This window comes from Staphylococcus caprae (assembly GCF_002902725.1).
Taxonomy (GTDB): Bacteria; Bacillota; Bacilli; order Staphylococcales; family Staphylococcaceae; genus Staphylococcus; species Staphylococcus caprae.
This window is the reverse complement of record NZ_PPRT01000022.1, coordinates 22,860-40,191: the sequence shown is the minus strand read 5'-3', so window position 1 is coordinate 40,191 and position 17,332 is coordinate 22,860. Positions and strand designations below refer to the sequence as shown.

15 protein-coding genes are annotated in these 17,332 nt (G+C 35.9%); all 15 read left to right on the top strand.

The features are described 5' to 3' along the window. Nucleotides 1–16 precede the first annotated feature (16 nt). Nucleotides 17–868 carry a head maturation protease, ClpP-related gene (locus CD155_RS04390; protein WP_256605075.1) on the top strand — a complete coding sequence of 284 codons (852 nt, stop codon included), beginning with the start codon at nt 17–19 and terminating at the stop codon, nt 866–868. Nucleotides 869–886: 18 nt separating this feature from the next. After that, nucleotides 887–2,095 (top strand): phage major capsid protein, encoded by a 1,209-nt coding sequence (locus tag CD155_RS04385; protein ID WP_103212634.1) that lies wholly within the window; start codon nt 887–889, stop codon nt 2,093–2,095. A gap of 12 nt (nt 2,096–2,107) precedes the next feature. After that, nucleotides 2,108–2,278 carry a hypothetical protein gene (locus tag CD155_RS12895; RefSeq protein ID WP_172605843.1) on the top strand — a complete coding sequence of 57 codons (171 nt, stop codon included), beginning with the start codon at nt 2,108–2,110 and terminating at the stop codon, nt 2,276–2,278. A 5-nt stretch (nt 2,279–2,283) separates the two neighbouring features. Then, on the top strand, nt 2,284–2,571 hold the full coding sequence (locus CD155_RS04380) for a hypothetical protein (RefSeq protein ID WP_103212633.1): 288 nt from the start codon (nt 2,284–2,286) through the stop codon (nt 2,569–2,571). Next, on the top strand, nt 2,555–2,905 hold the full coding sequence (locus CD155_RS04375) for a phage head-tail adapter protein (protein WP_103212632.1): 351 nt from the start codon (nt 2,555–2,557) through the stop codon (nt 2,903–2,905). Before CD155_RS04380 ends, CD155_RS04375 begins: the two co-directional genes overlap by 17 nt. Then, a complete protein-coding gene (locus tag CD155_RS04370; RefSeq protein WP_103212631.1) occupies nt 2,902–3,297 on the top strand; it encodes a hypothetical protein in 396 nt (131 codons plus the stop codon). The genes CD155_RS04375 and CD155_RS04370 overlap by 4 nt, the downstream gene beginning before the upstream one ends. Before the next feature lies 1 nt (nt 3,298). Further along, a complete protein-coding gene (locus CD155_RS04365) occupies nt 3,299–3,694 on the top strand; it encodes a hypothetical protein (protein WP_103212630.1) in 396 nt (131 codons plus the stop codon). Nucleotides 3,695–3,750: 56 nt separating this feature from the next. Next, on the top strand, nt 3,751–4,410 hold the full coding sequence (locus tag CD155_RS04360) for a major tail protein (RefSeq protein WP_103212629.1): 660 nt from the start codon (nt 3,751–3,753) through the stop codon (nt 4,408–4,410). Between the two features lie 100 nt (nt 4,411–4,510). Then, nucleotides 4,511–4,828, top strand: coding sequence for a phage tail assembly chaperone G (gene gpG / locus CD155_RS04355; RefSeq protein WP_002469772.1), 318 nt, complete (start codon nt 4,511–4,513; stop codon nt 4,826–4,828). Continuing rightward, nucleotides 4,825–5,067, top strand: a complete 243-nt coding sequence (locus tag CD155_RS04350; protein WP_227416384.1) for a UPF0158 family protein — start codon at nt 4,825–4,827, stop codon at nt 5,065–5,067. Before gpG ends, CD155_RS04350 begins: the two co-directional genes overlap by 4 nt. A gap of 52 nt (nt 5,068–5,119) precedes the next feature. After that, nucleotides 5,120–10,546 carry a peptidoglycan DD-metalloendopeptidase family protein gene (locus CD155_RS04345; RefSeq protein ID WP_103212628.1) on the top strand — a complete coding sequence of 1,809 codons (5,427 nt, stop codon included), beginning with the start codon at nt 5,120–5,122 and terminating at the stop codon, nt 10,544–10,546. 3 nt (nt 10,547–10,549) lie between these two features. Continuing rightward, complete coding sequence (locus tag CD155_RS04340; protein WP_103212627.1) at nt 10,550–12,040, top strand: phage distal tail protein; 1,491 nt, start codon at nt 10,550–10,552, stop codon at nt 12,038–12,040. A 12-nt stretch (nt 12,041–12,052) separates the two neighbouring features. Further along, complete coding sequence (locus CD155_RS04335; RefSeq protein WP_103212626.1) at nt 12,053–16,813, top strand: phage tail spike protein; 4,761 nt, start codon at nt 12,053–12,055, stop codon at nt 16,811–16,813. Next, nucleotides 16,806–16,958: a hypothetical protein gene (locus tag CD155_RS12890; RefSeq protein ID WP_172605842.1), complete on the top strand. Its 153-nt coding sequence runs from the start codon at nt 16,806–16,808 to the stop codon at nt 16,956–16,958. Before CD155_RS04335 ends, CD155_RS12890 begins: the two co-directional genes overlap by 8 nt. 44 nt (nt 16,959–17,002) lie before the next feature. Continuing rightward, nucleotides 17,003–17,323, top strand: coding sequence for a hypothetical protein (locus CD155_RS04330; protein ID WP_174888057.1), 321 nt, complete (start codon nt 17,003–17,005; stop codon nt 17,321–17,323). Nucleotides 17,324–17,332: the final 9 nt, after the last annotated feature.

Here is a 17,332-nt window from a genome sequence, read left to right as displayed (position 1 = left end):
ATTGAAAGGGGGTGAGATGATGAAAATAGACCGAACTGAAGGTTTCTTTAACGCTAAGAAGGAATCGGATAGTAAGGCGGTCATGGATATATACGGTGAAATTGTTGATGATAAACTAATGGATTCTCAAACTAGTGCCGTTTCCTTTAGAGATGCATTAAAAGAATTCGGAAATGTTAAAGAAATTGAAATCACAGTTAATTCATCAGGTGGCTCAGTATTTTCAGGAATAAATATTGCCAACCAGATAGCTAACCACCCCGCACATATCACTGTCAATGTAAGTGGAGTAGCTGCATCTATCGCATCTGTTATAGCTGTTGCTGCAGATACTGTAAAAATGGAATCTAATAGCATGATGATGATTCATGAAGTGTGGGCACCATTTATGGGAAACCATTCTGAAATGAGGAAATTTGCTGATGATTTAGAAAAAATAAACACAACTGTTTTTAATAGCTATTTAAATAAGAATCCTGACATTGACCATGCGCTTCTAAAAGATATGATGGCAAAAGAAACATGGTTAACAAGCAATGAATGTTTAGAACTGGGATTAATTGACGAAATTACTGAAGCTAACAGAGCATCAGCTAAAATCTCACCAGAAATGGAAGCGAGATTTAAAAATATGCCTGTTTTAGGAGGTGACAAATTAATGAGCAGATACCGTAATGAAGACCCACAACCACAAAAACAAGAAGATGTTTCAGTGGACGATGTAATGACATTATTAGAGGAAATTAAATCTGATGTAAAAGCAATCCGTCAAGCAGTGGATAAAAAAGAAGATGACCCTCAAAAACAAACAGAAAGTAAACCTGCAGAAAATTCATTTGCACGTTTATTTAATATGAATATCAAATAATAAAGGAGGCCAATTATAATGGCGATTGATTTAGAAAATAAACAAGAATTCCAAAATTCGCAAAAACTTTTAAAAGAGTTTTCGGATATGAGCCCTAAAGCTTCTGATGAAGAAGTAAAAGAGAAATACACAGAATATATGAATGCTTATTCTGAAGAATTAGCAAACGCAATTCGTAAAGACATGAAACAAGAACAAGGTGACAATGCAGTGTTAAATGCACGTAACGTTAACCGTTTAACTAACGAAGAAAAGAAATTTTACAATGCCTTAGTTTCGGAAGATCATGTTAATACAGATACTTATTGGAAAGATGGAGAATTATTACCTGAAACAGTTGTAGACCGTATCTTTGAAGATATCGAAACTGAGCATCCATTATTAAAACACATCTCTATTCAACGTACAGGTTTACGTGCACGTGTGATTCGTTCAGTTCCTGAAGGCCAAGTTGTATGGGGACCAGTGTTCTCAGAAATTAAAGGCCAATTAGAGACTTCATTCTTTGAACAAGATGTAACGCTAGGTAAAGCGACTGCATTTGTTGTTGTTCCTAAAGATTTAAAAGATGCCGGTGTACAATGGGTTGACCGATATGTACGTTTACAAATCAAAGAAGCATATGCAGTAGCAATTGAAAAAACTGCAATTCAAGGTTTAGGAGCTGCTAAGAATCAACCAGTAGGATTAATGAATGAAATTAATCGTACAAATGGAGCAGTATCAGAAAAAGCTTCTGATGGTACAGTAACATTAGCTGACGCAGAAACATCAATTAAAGAAATTGGCAATATCATCAAAAACTTATCTATTAAAGAATATTACGATAAAGATGGTAATGTTAAACGTTCTAAAGGTGCAAGCGTACTAAATAATGTTGTTATTGCGTTAAACCCTGCAGATTACATTTATACTGGTATTGCATTTATGCAATTACACAATGGCCAGTTTGTAAGTCCAGTACCATTTAACGTTACATTCGAACAATCTGAGTTTGTACCACAAGGCAAAGCAGTAGCATTCGATAAAACACGTTACAACTTCTATGCAGGCAGTGAAGTCATCGTTCGTGAGTTCGACCAAACATTAGCATTAGAGGATATGGACTTGTACACCGCTAAACAATTCTTATACGCAGAGCCAGATGATAACAAAACTTCATTCGTATATGATGTAGATTTTAGTGCATTCGGAGCACCTGCTGCATCAAATACACCAGAAGCATAAGGAGGGTTACTAATGGCTGAATTTAAAGTTTTAAAAAATTATAAAGACAAACAGTTAGATAAGTCTTTAAAAAAGAATGACAAAGTAGAAATGTCAGTAAAACGTGCTGAAGAAGTTGAAAAAACTTTATCAGATAAAGGCTATGAGGGACCTTTCTTAGAACGCATCAAAGAAACGAAGTGATTTGAATGGTTACAGACAAACATGTAACTGAATTTAAATCGAGAAATCGTATTTTTTATGACATGGAAGACGAACGTATTAAAAACGATTTAGAAATGTCATATCAAGATATACAGGCTAAATGTGGCCCGTTTGAAATGGATGAAAGTTCGTTAGGGCGAGAATTAGTATTTGAACGTACGCGTTACGTATTCAATGATAAGTTAGAAGAATTTCACAACAACTTTTTATCAAGTATTGTTCAATTTCAAATCATAAATATGGAGGTGTCAGATGATGGCACAATCAAATAGAGATTTTGTGGCTGGTGGAGATATGAGAACACCAGTCATTTTTTATAAAGCAATGCCATCAGATGATTTTATGCCTGGTGAAACGGTAGATGAAGTGATTTATCGATGTTTCGCCAATGTATATTCTCCATCGCAAAAGGATTTGGATATGACAGATAAAGAAGCAAGCATAACAATGGTTACGTGGTACCCAATGGACAATGAAATTACTGATGATATGTATTTTGAAATAGCATTATCCCGCTACAAAGGAAAGAAATTTAATGTGATTCAAACTTTTGACGATACAGATTATCACCGTAATTTAAAAGTGATTGGAAGTTTAAAACAATGAGTGTGGAAATTAAAGGTGTCCATCAGATGTTGCGTAAAATCGGTGAGAAATATGGTGAAGGTGAAATGGTTAAAGCGCAAGATAAGGCTTTAAGACGAGGCTCTAAATACTTTGTAAGTGTCTTAAAAACAAATTTCCAAGTTTTCAGAGATACAGGAGCAAGTATTGAGGAGATTGAAGTAACCGATCCTTACTATATATACGGTAAAACAAGAATGGTCAAAGTGCATTGGCAAGGACCAATGAACCGTTATGCAATCATTCATCTTAACGAATGGGGAACAGTGAAAAACCCAACTCCTCGAGGTAAAGGTGCAATTGCTAGAACCATGTTTACTACAGAAAAACCATATAGAGAAATCATAAAACAATCAATGGCAGGTGACTTGTAAAATGTTTGATATGTTGAAAACTTTACAAAAATATTTATTAAAAAACGCAACAGTTGCTCAATATTGTACAGGTCGTATTCGTGCCTATCATTATGATGAAACTGCCGATACATCAGGGCCTTATATTTTAATCACACCTTTAGCTGCACCACATCCATCAACGTATGCAAGTGATGTTTCTTTAACCACAGAATACTTATATCAAATTGATGTGAGAGGGCCACAATATGATGTGGTCAAACTTATTCAAGAAGAAATACGCAAAACAATGTGGGACATCGGTTTCAGACAACAAGATGGAATCGATGAATATGACCACGAAATTAAAATATATATGGATGCACGACGTTATCGTGGCAATCCATACACAATAGATGAATTAAGACATATAGGCTAGTTTTCCATGAGTAATGGAAGGCTATTTTTATGCTCAAAATTAAGGAGGAATTATTAATGGCTAGATATAATGCTGCAACAGGTTTAGGAAAAATGTATTATGCAGTTATCCAAAGTGAAGATGGCAAAAACGTTACAACTTCAAACGTTAAAGAAGTTGACTATGTACAAGAGTTAAAAATCGAATTCGGTGAAGAATTAGAAAAAGCTTATGGTTCAAACAAAGTGGCAGAAATTGCTAAATCAGCAGGAGAAACACAATTATCTCTAACTTTCCATAAATTACCAATTGATGTTCAAAAAGACTTATTAGGATTAATTGAACATGAATCAGCTAAAAACGTTTATGGTTTTGGTAAATCAGCAGGTATCACATATACAGCGGTTGCTATCCCACGTACTATGGAAGATGGCTCTACTGAGTGGTTTGGACTTTCAAAAGGTGTATTCACTCGTCCAGACAAAGAAGGGCAAACGAAAGAAGATAAAGTAGAATTCGGTTCAGATGAAATTGAAGGTCAATTCATGGAACGTTACGTCGACGGATTTACTGAAGAATTAGCAGTTATGATGGCTTATGATCCAAAAGGTTCAACTGAAGGTCGTGACGCTATCTTTTCTTCAATTTTCGGCGCAGAGAAAACGTTTGATAAAGTTCAAACTGGTGCTGAACCATTAGCAGTACGAACAACTGACGGCACTCAACCTGAAGCATAAGGATTATTAGACGACTTCGGTCGTCTATTTTTGTATACAAAAATAAAAAAACTAATTATTCGGACGAATAGAAAACCCGATGAAAAGGAGAATATAAACTATGGCAGTTAAAAAATATATTGAATTACAAGATGAAAACGGGGAAATCAAAAAGTACCATGCACCTGCTTTTATTAAAGGTAGCGTGGCACGTAAAGGTTTCAAATTAGGTAAAGAATTCCAAAAACTTGAAAACGACGGTGGAGAATTTGACGATGAATTATTAGATAAGTTATATGGCTTTGTAGCTCACGACTTATATGATGATCAATTCACACCAGAACAATTTGAAGATGGTTTAGATGCACGTGATGTGTTACGTGTAGCAATGGAACAATTATCAGGTATTTTAGGTGACGAGGGAAAGACAACGAAATAGACGACTCCCGTTTAAAACCTGAAGACTTTACTTACGAAAAACAATCTGAATATCTTGATACGTTATATAAAGAATTGATGGAGAATGGTTGGAAAATGCCGGAGATTGACAACACGGATATATACCAACTTCTCCGAATTATGAATGATAAAAAAGATGCAAAAGTTAAGAAAGTAGGGGCAAACGAATCATTAATAGCTGCGATAACCGGCAAAGACCCTAGAGAAGAGGGGGCGTGATTTGCTCCCTCTTTTTTTGTATCAAAAATTTTGAAGAAAGGAGAGTGAATATATGGCACACGAAAAAATCGAAGGTTTTACAATCGACCTCGGACTCGATACTTCAGATATTGACAAAGGGATGGCCAACTTAAAGCGTAAGTTGCAAACAACTGATGCTGAAATGAAGAAAAACCTTTCGACATTTGATAAAGCTGAAAGATCAGTTGAAAAGTATGAAACTGAAATTGAAAGTTTAAATAAAAAACTCACTCAACAAGGTAGAGCGAGTGAACAAGCGCAGAAAAAAGTTGACCAACTCAAACGTGCACAAGAAAGTGCAAATGACAAATTAGAAGAGGCTGCTAAATCTGCACAAAGTGCTAAGAGAAATTATGAATCTTTGTCTAGAACTTATGAAGAAATGGACAATGAGTTAAAACAATATAAGAAAAATGTTAGCGATGCGCAAAATGCACAGAAACATATGCAAAACACAGTTACAGCTTTAAGTGCTAAAATGAGAAACGCTAAAAGCTCTGTAGATAGCTTACAACAAGAGTTTGATGAGTTGAAAGATTCCGGTAACGCATCTGAAAGAGAATTAGAGGCATTAGGTCGTCAACTTACAACTGCAAAAACTGAATATAACAATTTATCTCGTTCTGTTGATAGTGCTAAACGTGATTTGAATGAATCTAAAGTAGCCACAGTTAATGCAAAAAACGCTTTGCAAGATTTTAGTGATGCAAACCGTGAGGCAATGACTACTGCTAAAGCTGCGATGAGTTCAGCTAAAAAAGATGCAGACCAAGCTGAGCGTTCATATGCTGCATTGAATAGAGAAGTGTCACAGTTACCTTCTAAATTAGATAAAGCTTCTATTTCAGCTTTAAAAGAGGCCACAGCATACAATGTATTGCAAGGACGTATTGATGAAACAACTGACGAACTTAAAGAATTTGAACGTGAGCAAATAAAAGCTGCAGGTATAAGTGGTATGTTTGCTCGTATGGGTAATGCGTGGACAGAAACTCAACGAAAAATCGATGCTATTGGAGATAGTTTCCGTAACGTAGGTTATGTGGTTAATGGTATAGGTTTTGGTGGCTTAGTTTCCAATATTAGTACCGTTATTCCTGTAGCTGGAAGTGCAGTAAGTGCGATTGCTGGAATTGGTGGCGCAGCAACTGCAGCAACAGGTGGCGCTATTGGTATGGCTGGTGTTTATGGTACTGCGTTGGATGCTATTACAGCTTTCAGTGGACAAGCAACGACAGCTTTAAAAATGTTAGAAGATGGACAACTAGCCGTTACAGCAGAAGTCACACGTTATAAAGCATCTTTGAGTGGTTTGCAGAACCAATGGAAAGGTCTAGTACAAGCAAATCAAGCAGCAATATTCAATACAATGTCTAACGGCATTAATATAGCACGTATTGCGTTAACAAGACTTACGCCTTTCATCACTAAAACTACAAATCAGATTGCTGCAGCATCAGGACGTATGAGAGATTGGGTAAAATCATCACAAAATGCGAATAATGCATTCAAAATGATCAACAACATTGGTCCTCCTATATTCCAAAATATTTTAAACTCTGCAATGAAGGTTGGAGATGGACTCACACACATATTCACTCAATTTGGCCCTTTATTTACATGGGCAGGACAACAATTAGAAGGATTAGCAAACAAATTTAATAAATTCGCAAATAGCAGTCAAACAGATAAAGGTATAGCAAGATTTATTGATTATACAAAAGCAAACTTACCTATTGTGGGTAGAATATTCGGCAATGTATTTAGTGGAATATTTAGTTTATTTGGGGCTTTTGCAGGACATTCACATAAAGTTTTAGTAGCAACTGAACAAGTCAGTGAATCATTTAAAAATTGGGCTAAAAACTTAAAAAACACAGAAGGTTTCAAAGACTTCTTAAAATATTTAGAAGAAAATGGACCTGTTGTTTGGCAACTACTTAAAAATATCGGCAGTATCATTGTTGGTATTGTAAAAGGTATGGCTCCGGTAGGGGCTGTAATGTTGAAAGTAACAACAGCGATTACAGGTTTTATCGCTAAAGTTGTAAATGCACATCCAGCTGTAGGTGCTTTATTAGGCGTTTTAACGGTAATGGGTGGGGCATTAATGTCATTAGTGCCTCAATTCGCTATTTTCAGAACAGCTTTATTAGCTGCAACTGGTGCCGAAACACTCTTCGGTAAAGCTGGGGCGTTTGCAACACTCAAAACTAAACTAGCAAGTGCTGCAACAGTAGTTTGGACGGGTGTTACTAAAGCTGCAGCGTTAGCTACACGTGGTTTAGGTTTAGCAATTCGATTTATGACTGGTCCGGTAGGTATTGTTATTACAATTATTGGCGCATTAACTGCTGCAATTATATATTTGTGGAAAAACAACGCAACTTTCAGAAACTTTGTAATTACTGCCTGGAATTCCATTAAAGCTGCAGCAATTGCTACATTTGGATTCTTGAAACCATATATCACCGGTATTTGGAACGGTATTAAAAACTCAGTAATGACGATAATTAGAGTTTGGTTAGCATTAGTAAAGGCTGAATTCAGAATTTTACGTGCTTTCTTTAGTGCTATATGGAATGGCATTAAAACCGTTTCAGTCATAGTTTGGACTGCCATAAAAAACGTTGTTTTAACTCTAGTCAGAGGTTTAATCAACGGTATTAAAGTGGTTATGAGTGGTTTAAGAACGTTCGTTACTGCAGTATGGAACGGCATTAAAGCTGTATCTATTCGAGTTTGGAATGCGATAAAAAACAGTGTGTTAGCTTCAATTCGAGCATTGAATATTGGAATTCGTCGAATCATTTCAACATTGCGTACTTGGATTGTTGCGGCTTGGAATTTCATTAAAAATAAAACAGTTGCAATAGTTAGGGCAATGGGCACTACTGTAAAAAGACTATTCACTTCAATGTGGAATGGCATTAAAAAAGTAATGTCTGTCTTACGTAATTGGATTGTTAAAACTTGGACATTTGTTAAGAATAAAACTATCGCCATTGTAAAAGCCATGTATAATAACATTAAACGTTGGTTTAATAATATATGGAAATTTACTAAATCTATATTTACCAAACTTAAAAACTGGATAATTAAACTTTGGACTTCAATTAAAAACAGAATAATATCCATCATCAAATCTTGGTATAACAATGTTAAGCGTTGGTTCAATAATATTTGGAAACTGACTAAATCAATTTTTAGTAGATTGAGAAATTGGCTTGTTAATACTTGGAAGAAAATTAAAAATTCAGTTGTTAACATCGTTAAATCTCTTTGGAGTGGCATTAAAAGAGTTTGGAGTGCCCTAAGTAGCGGAACAAAACGAACATTTAGCAGAGTCAAAAATAGTATGGTTAGCACTTGGAGATCAATTAAAAATTCAGTTGTTAATTTAGCAAAAACACTCTGGTCTAAGGTTCGTGGTACATTCAACGCTATGGCTGGCGGACTCAGAAATATTATAGGCAAAATCAAAGGCCATATTGGTGGAATGGTAAATGCCGTTAAAAAAGGATTAAATAAATTAATCGATGGTGTGAACTGGGTAGCCGGAAAACTTAGCATAGACAAACTACCTAAGATTAAATTGTCCACTGGTACAGAAAGCACACATACTCAAAGTTACATCACAAAGGGTAAGTTAAACCAAAATACACTAGCCACTGTGGGAGATAAAGGAAAAGGTAATGGTCCTGGAGGATTTAGACATGAAACAGTTATTCCTCCTAAAGGAAAACCATTTATTACTCCTGCCAAAGATACAACTATGCCACTACAAAAAGGCACACGTATTTTGAATGGTGCTCAAACACACGCAATGTTAAATAGACCGCAATTTAATACAGGTACAATTCCCAAATTCAGTATTGGTTCGATGTTAGGTAATCTCATAGGTGGAGGAAAAAAACCTAAAAAAGAAAAACATAGTAAAGCTAATGATTCAGATAGTTCGTTAGGTAGTAAGTTAGGCAATATGTGGGGTGGCGTTAAAGGTGCAGCCGCTAAAGTCGGTGGCAAAGTTTTAGGTGGTGTCAATACTGCTGTACAAACTGGTAAAGGTATGGCTAAGATTGCAAGTAAAGCCATCGGAGATGTACTAGATTACATCGAAAAGCCAGGTAAATTAGTCAATAAAGTCTTCGATATCTTTGGTATTAATATGGGTAGTTTCGGAATCCCTAAAGGTGCTGAATTACCTTTTAATATGATGAAAGGTATGTTTGGCAAACTTAAAAAAGGTGCTGTAGATAAAGTTAAAGATTGGCTTGAAGAAGCAGGTGGCGGTGATGGCGGATATATTAAATATTTAGATAACATCACAACGCCATATAGTCCTAATGGTCCACCTCCGGGCTATCCATTCCATTGGGCTCACCCGGGTATTGATTTACCTTACAAATACGAACCTGTTTATTCGACAATAAGCGGTACAGCGCACACGAAAGAAATGCCAGGTGGTTTTGGACACTACATTTCTGTTATTGGTGGCGCGCTTGAAGTAATTTATGGTCATTTAAGTAAGTGGCTTGTTAAAAATGGACAAAAAGTACATCCTGGTACAAAACTTGGTATTTCTGGTAATACAGGTGCCTCGACAGGAGCTCACTTACACTACGAAATGCATAGAAATGGTAAACCTATTGACCCTGTTAAGTGGTTGAAATCACATAACGGCGGTGGCGGTAAATCTGGTGGTAGTCGTGCAGCAAGTGCATGGCGACCTGAAGTTATTAAAGCGTTAAGAGCCAATCATCTGCCTACTTCCGGTGCTTATGTTAATGCTTGGATCAGGCAAATAGATAGTGAGTCAAGTGGTAATGCAGGCGCACACCAAGGCATACGTGATATAAACAGCGGTGGTAATGAAGCTCAAGGTTTAGTACAGGTTACGCCTTCTACATTCAGGGCGTTCAAAATGCCCGGACATGGTAATATCCTTAATGGTTTAGACAACTTAATGGCTGGTATTCATTATGCTAAATCAAGATACGGTGGCAGTATGCTTAGCGTCATAGGTCATGGTCATGGTTATGCCACTGGTGGACTTATTAAAAATTCTGGTTGGTATAATATTGCAGAAGGTGGATATCCTGAATGGGTAATTCCTACAGACCCTAACCGTCGTACAGATGCAATGAAATTACTCGCATTAGCTGCAAAAGATATTCAAGGTTCAAAAACTAAAGGAAACAAACGCCCTAGTGCGTTTAGTAGTAAAAGTGTATCTAGTAACAGTAATGATACTGAGTTACTACTTAGAATGATTGAAGGACAACAACAACAAATTTCACTACTTATGCAATTAGCTCGTAGTAATCAAGAAATAGCAGACAAGGACTTTAACCCTACCATTGATCAGTTCACACACGAAAAACAAGTTTTCAACTCTATAGACAAATACAATAGACAAAAATCAAGAAAGGCAAAATTTAAACCGGTAGGAGGTTAGATAATGCTCGATACAATTAAAGTTAACGATAAAACACTTCCGTGGTTGATAGTTGAAAGAGGGTTTGCAATACCCTCTTTTAATTTTGCCTTAGAAACTGAGGAAGTAGCCGGTAGACCCGGCAGTATTATAAAAAATAGAAATTTAAAAGAATATCGTTTTGAACTCCCACTAATCGTGCGCAACGATTATATTTCACACGGTGGTATGAAAGATATTAATGATGTAACAAATGAATTAGTTAAATTTTTTAATTATGACGAACCGGTTAGATTACAATTCACATCTCAGAATTGGTATTGGAACGCATATATAGAAGGTCCTATCGAACTAGATAAAGATAGGATAGGTTTTTGGTCGTTTAAAGTTAATGTAGTACTTACAGACCCTTATAAATACGCAGTTGAAGGTACAAAAAACACAGCCATTTCAGACCAAGTTAGTGCAGTTAATACAGGTACAGCAGATACACCAGTTATTGTGCAAGCTACAGCATTAAAAAACGCTAGCTATTATATGGTTACTAAAAACGATGAAGATTATTTCATGATAGGTGACGATGATTTAGACAAACCAGTTGAAGATTATACACCTACACTGTGGGATAATGAAATGCGTAATTTTACAGGATGGACAAAACAAACAGCTAGTACAAATATAGACGGTTATACAGGTGGTTCGACCGGTGGAGGTATGGAACTTTCCGGTTCTAAAGACTCTTTTGTATTGAAGCAAGACACAATCACCTCTACAACAGGTTGGAACGGTGCAGAATATAAACACAGTTTTGGTAAATCTGCTCAGGATTTTGTTTCTACTTGTAAAATTCACGTCAATCAAAAAAAGAAAGGCTCAACCCACTTTGCTCAATATTTATATGATACTGATAACCGTTTGATTGCCAGTATTGGCTATCGTAACACTAGGGCTAGCCAAGCAATAGGTAGTATTGTAATAACGTTATTTGACCAATTAGGCCAACAAAAGAAAATATATGAGTACACAAATTTACCTATGTTTTACAAGTGGGATGACATCGTATTGTATATGCGTTTAGAGCGTTCAGGAACAACGTTTAAAATAAAAACTTGGAAATATAAAGAACTTGAATATCCCAAACGTGTTATACCAGTCGATGTACATGAAAAACAATGGGAAGATAGTGGAAAGTTTTATCAACGCCCTATTGCAGCAGTTAGCGTTTATGTTGCTAAAAACGGTAGTTATTACCATATGCCTACGTATGTGTTAGGTAGCTATACCCATGAGAAGTTGCCTAAGCCACCTAAAGCGCGTGACATGATTATAAAAAAAGGCGATGTGATTAACATTAATACGCAAGATAAGACGGTTACAATTAACGAAGATCCTTCACTTGATTTAAAAACGTTTGGTAGCGACTTTTTTAATATAGATAGTGGCTATAACGAATGTATTATTTATCCTGAAGGTACTTTTGATACAACGCTTTATTGGCAAGACAGAAATTATTAAGGAGGTGACAAAGTGAAAAATATAGGTATTCATGTATTAGATTTCAATGATAAAATCATTGATTATATAAGTCGTGATGACGGCGCTTTAATACATGCTGTAATGAGCAATAATGCAGAAGAAAAATCGGAAACTTTTGATTTTACTGTCGTTAATAAACGTGCAAGTAAATTACGAGAACGTAATCGTATTATCGCTCAAGATAACAACGGAATTTATAGGGAATTTGTCATATCACATGTTGTTGATAACTTTGACGGTACAACTGATATTGAGAGTAACGCCTCTTACCTAGAAGATATTGACAAGTCAAAACCTATAAAACCCGGAAAATATAGTGCTTATAGTACAACTCAAGCTCTAAATGAGACGTTACGCAACACGGGGTGGGAAATATCAGAAGACACTGAACACGGTGGTATGCGCACAACGTCTTGGACTTCTTACTCAACACCTTACGAAGTTATCAACATGTTATGCACAACGTATGGCATGGTTGCAGACTATTCCATTGAACTTGGTTCGCATACAGTTGAGCATAGATATGTAACACTTAAGCAACCTGTAAGTTTATTCAAAGGTAAAGAAATCACAAAAGGTAAAGATTTAACAGAGATGACACGTACCGTTGATATGTCAGAAGTACGGACTGCACTATATGCCATTGGTCCAGAAAATGATAAAGGTGAACGTATTAGTGTTGTTGTTAAAGACGACGAAGCACAAGCTCAGTTTGGTTTGCCAGGCCGTTATTTATGGAGTGTGTATGAACCTGAATCAGATGACAGTAGCATGACGGAAGAACGTTTAACTACATTAGCTCAAACAGAATTGAACAAGCGTAACCAATCTGCTATTAGTTATGAAATTAGTTCTATTGACATTCACAAACACTATCCTGAAATGGTTGTATCTATGCACGATACGGTTAGAATTAAAGACAGAGATTTCAGACCTCCTCTTTATATTGAAGCTGAAGTCATTGGTGTAGATTATGATTTAATCCTTGATGAAAGTAGTTATAAATTCGGGAATGTTGTTGAATATGATGAAAGTAGTTTAAGAAGTATATTTGACAAAAAAATAGATGAGATACGTAAGAAACTAAACGACAACGTAACAAACATTAATACAATCGTTAACGACGCGATACAAGGTGAACTTGAGTATTACGAACCTAAAATCATCAAGTCTGATACAGAGCCGGATAATCCTATTGAAGATATGCTTTGGTATGATACCAGTAATCCTAATGTTGCTGTACTTAAACGTTATCACAACGGCGAATGGTTGAATGAGACAGCTAAAGATGTTGAACAGTTAGGCGGTATGACGCGTGAACATGTGTTATACAACTCAATTACTAACACATTCCAAAACTTGAATATTCAACATTCTAAGTTACTTGAAGAAGTATCGTCATTACTCAATAACGAGTATTTAGTAGACACTGATATTAGAAACGCTTTAAATAACGCACAAGATAATCTTGTTGGTGTATATCAACAAATCAAAAACAATCTTGAAAGTATGGACGAAGATACGGCGACAATCGGAAAATTGATTGATACACAAGCATTATTCTTAACATACCGCGAAAGATTGCAAGATTTATACAGAGCCATGAGAGACGCTCAAGTGAGTGCAGACAAACGTCTTAAATTACTTCAATCACAATATACTGATGAAAAATTTAATGACGCTATGGACGAAGTAGCTAGAGCATTGCCAAACGGTCAGTGGGATAGTGAAAAAGGTCAATTAACAGCTGATTTTCCGAATGCTGACGAGTTGGAAAACCTACGCAAATCCTTACAAGAATATGCAGATGGCAAAATAAGCGATTTAAGCAGTGTTATAGGCGAAGAAATCGACAGCAAGATAAATAACACTAAGAATGAAATAAGCGCTCATATTGGTTCTGTTGAGCGCAAAATAGATGGCATTGAAGTCGGTGGCCGTAACTTATTAGAGAATAGCGCAAATATTAAAAAGAATTTAGATGATGAAACAGGTGGATTAAACCAATTCTTTAGATTAGATATTACGCATATTCACGACAAAGTTAAAATCGGCGATGATATTACTATTAGTTTTGATGTTCAAATGCAAAAAGGTAACATATTGAAAGTGTATGACACGAACAATCATTATGATTTTATGCTTGGAACTCAACAACTTAATGGTATAGGTACCGATAAACAACGAATAAAATTACATTACACACTTACTGAGGCAAACAAAGCAACGAATGATTGGTTATTAGATTTTTATAATGATAATGACGCAACGGACAAATTCACGATTGAGAATATCAAGATAGAAAGAGGCACAGTCGCTACAGATTGGATGCCTGCTCCTGAAGACGCTCAAAACGATATTAAACCTCTAGTTGCACGTGTGACGAGCACAGAAAGTGATATCAAAGTATTAAAAGACGGGTTACAACTATCGGCAACAAAGAAAGACGTTGAACAGACGTTGAATGACCAGTTACAGCCTATTAAAAATCAAGTCGAACAAAACAGCGCGACGTTAAACGTATTGCCTAATGAGATTAACAGCAAAGTATCTAAAGAAGATTACACCACAGATCAAAATAAATTAGTTACACGTTTAAACAACGCAGACAGTGAACGTAAACAGTTATCTAATTCAATCAGTGATAAGGTTTCTTTAACTGAATATAACAGTGGAATAAGTGGTGCTAAGTCATATACTGACAATAAAGTTGACAATATGAACATAGGTGCTAGAAATTTATTCGTTCAGGACTTTTCATTGTATAATACTGGTAATTTATATGCTTATCGTAAAATAAGTGATACAAATACGCCTAAAGTTATAACAATTACCGATAATGACACATCAGTTGATATGACGGGGATTTTCTTTGGTTTCACGGGTAACGGTGCTAACGCTGATGGTGGTGTTCGTTGGGAAATGTTTAAAGGGGATTTGTTAAGAAATTCTGATAAAGATAGTTCTTTAACATCGTATAACTATTTTTCATTCTTCCCTGCGGATAAAGCTACACTAGAAAAAATAGTCAAACGTTTTAAAATTAAAATTGAAAAAGGCACAGTTGCGACTGATTGGACGCCTGCGCCAGAGGACGTACAAAGCAATATTAAAACATCAAATGCTGATACGTTAGCCAAAGCCAACACTTATACTGATAACAAAAATTCAGATGTTCAAAAGACTTTAACTAAAATGAACACGGATATTTCACAGAATGGTAAAGACATTACTTTACGAGCAACGAAAGAAGAATTTAACGCAAGTAATAAGACGTTAAGCAAGACAATATCCGATTTTACAAACAACGTAGCTACTGGTATGACGTTTACCTATGATGAAAACGGCACAATCCAAAGCATGAACATTGGTAGCGATGGTATAAAGCTACGCGGCGATAAAGTAGATATTACAGTCAATAAAGAATTTAATGTTGTAGCTCAAAACTTAAATAATAAAGTCAGTAAAGATGAAATCATTAACCGTTTAAATTTAAGTCCAGAGGGCTTAGATATTGACGTTAACAGAGTAGGTATTCGCGGAGGCGATAATACTACTTATATTGAGATGAACAATAATTATTTCAAAATGGCGGGGATTTATACACGTAATTGGCGTGGAGATGTACAAAAAGACGAAGTTTATATGAATGCGTACAATGGATACTTACGATTTAGAAATGATAGTCGTAATCGTTCGCTTTATTATTCTGACTTTGGCATTTCTACTTATGTAGACGCTAATTCTGATGAGGCTTCCGGTACAATACAATTCTTTGATTACACATACAGTACAGCAAGAGGTGTAACTGTGAATAGTGTTAACGGTGTAGTCGGACTTAAATCGGACAATAACCGTGTTGTCCTTGAGAGTGGCCTGACAACGAATATCGGAAGCGAAAACTATTCTGTGTATATACGACCGACATTTAATTCACGTCCAGGCTTAAATGAGTTTGCTTTTTACGTTAAAGACAATGACGGATCGGGTAATACAGACGGTGTAATACTATTCGGTGAAGTAAGTAATGAAAAAGGACTTGCCGGAAGTGGTATAAGGTTCAGAAAACATGGCGTAAAAGGCATGGGAATGGACGAATACGAACCAGTAGTATATGCGACAAACAACGCGGGTGATATTGGTACAGGAAGTTTCTACGGAAGTAGATTTTATGGTGACTTAGCCGCTAAAAATGATTTTGCTTACGTACAAACAGCACCCGGCGGCCGTTTACGTATTGTTGACGGGAAAGGGTATAATGACGGTAACCCTAACTATCAAGATTTACAGTGTGATAAAATCCAAGCAAACTCAATTCGTATAAATACTGGTAAAAACTTTTATATCGGCGTTTCAACTGGTGAACTGTGGGTAACAAATAACTTGCTATATAATGGCGGAGACTATTCACTCAAAGACGTAAGAGCAAACGCATTTTACGGAAAAATTAATCCGTCATCTTCAGAAAAATTTAAAACTAATATTACTGATTGGAATATAAATGCGACTCAAATTGTTAAAGATACAAAACTTTACGAATATAACTATAAATCTGATTTAAAAGAAGGTATAGAGCAGAAAAAACACGGTGTTATACTAGAAAGAGAAACACCTGACCACGTAAAAGAGAAAGATAGTATTGACTTATATGAATTAGTATCAACAGTTACAAAGGCGTTACAAGAGCAAATCGAACGTAACGATGAGTTAGAAAAAAGAATTGAAAAACTGGAGGCATTAACAAATGGATAATCAAGGATTACAAGCAAACCCGCAAATTACAATTAATTATTTAACACAAGAGGTTGCGAAGTTAACGCAAGAGAACGCAATGTTAAAAGCAATCATACAAGAACAAAACGAAAATAAAGAACAACCACGTGCCGTTGAAGAGTAATCAATGGCACTATTTTTATACTTAATTTAAGGAGGTCATTTTAAATGGCGAACGAAATAGTAACTAGAACAGAAAGAATTATCCTTGTACAAGTGAATAAGAACACAAAAGAGGAACGTGTTTTACTTAAAGATAGATACGGCGGTGGTTTCCAACCAACATACACTGTCGCTAACGCAACACCATTTAACAAACAAGGGGACGCAGAAAAGATTTCTCAAACACTTAACATGCTTTACAACATGACTGAATCAGAGTTTGAATGTCATGTAGCTAAAGAAATTGTTGAGCGTACTTATTTAGACGGCGGACTAACGGAAAACGATAAAAATACCGAAGAGCCAACATCTAACGTGAGTGAATAATTTCTATCA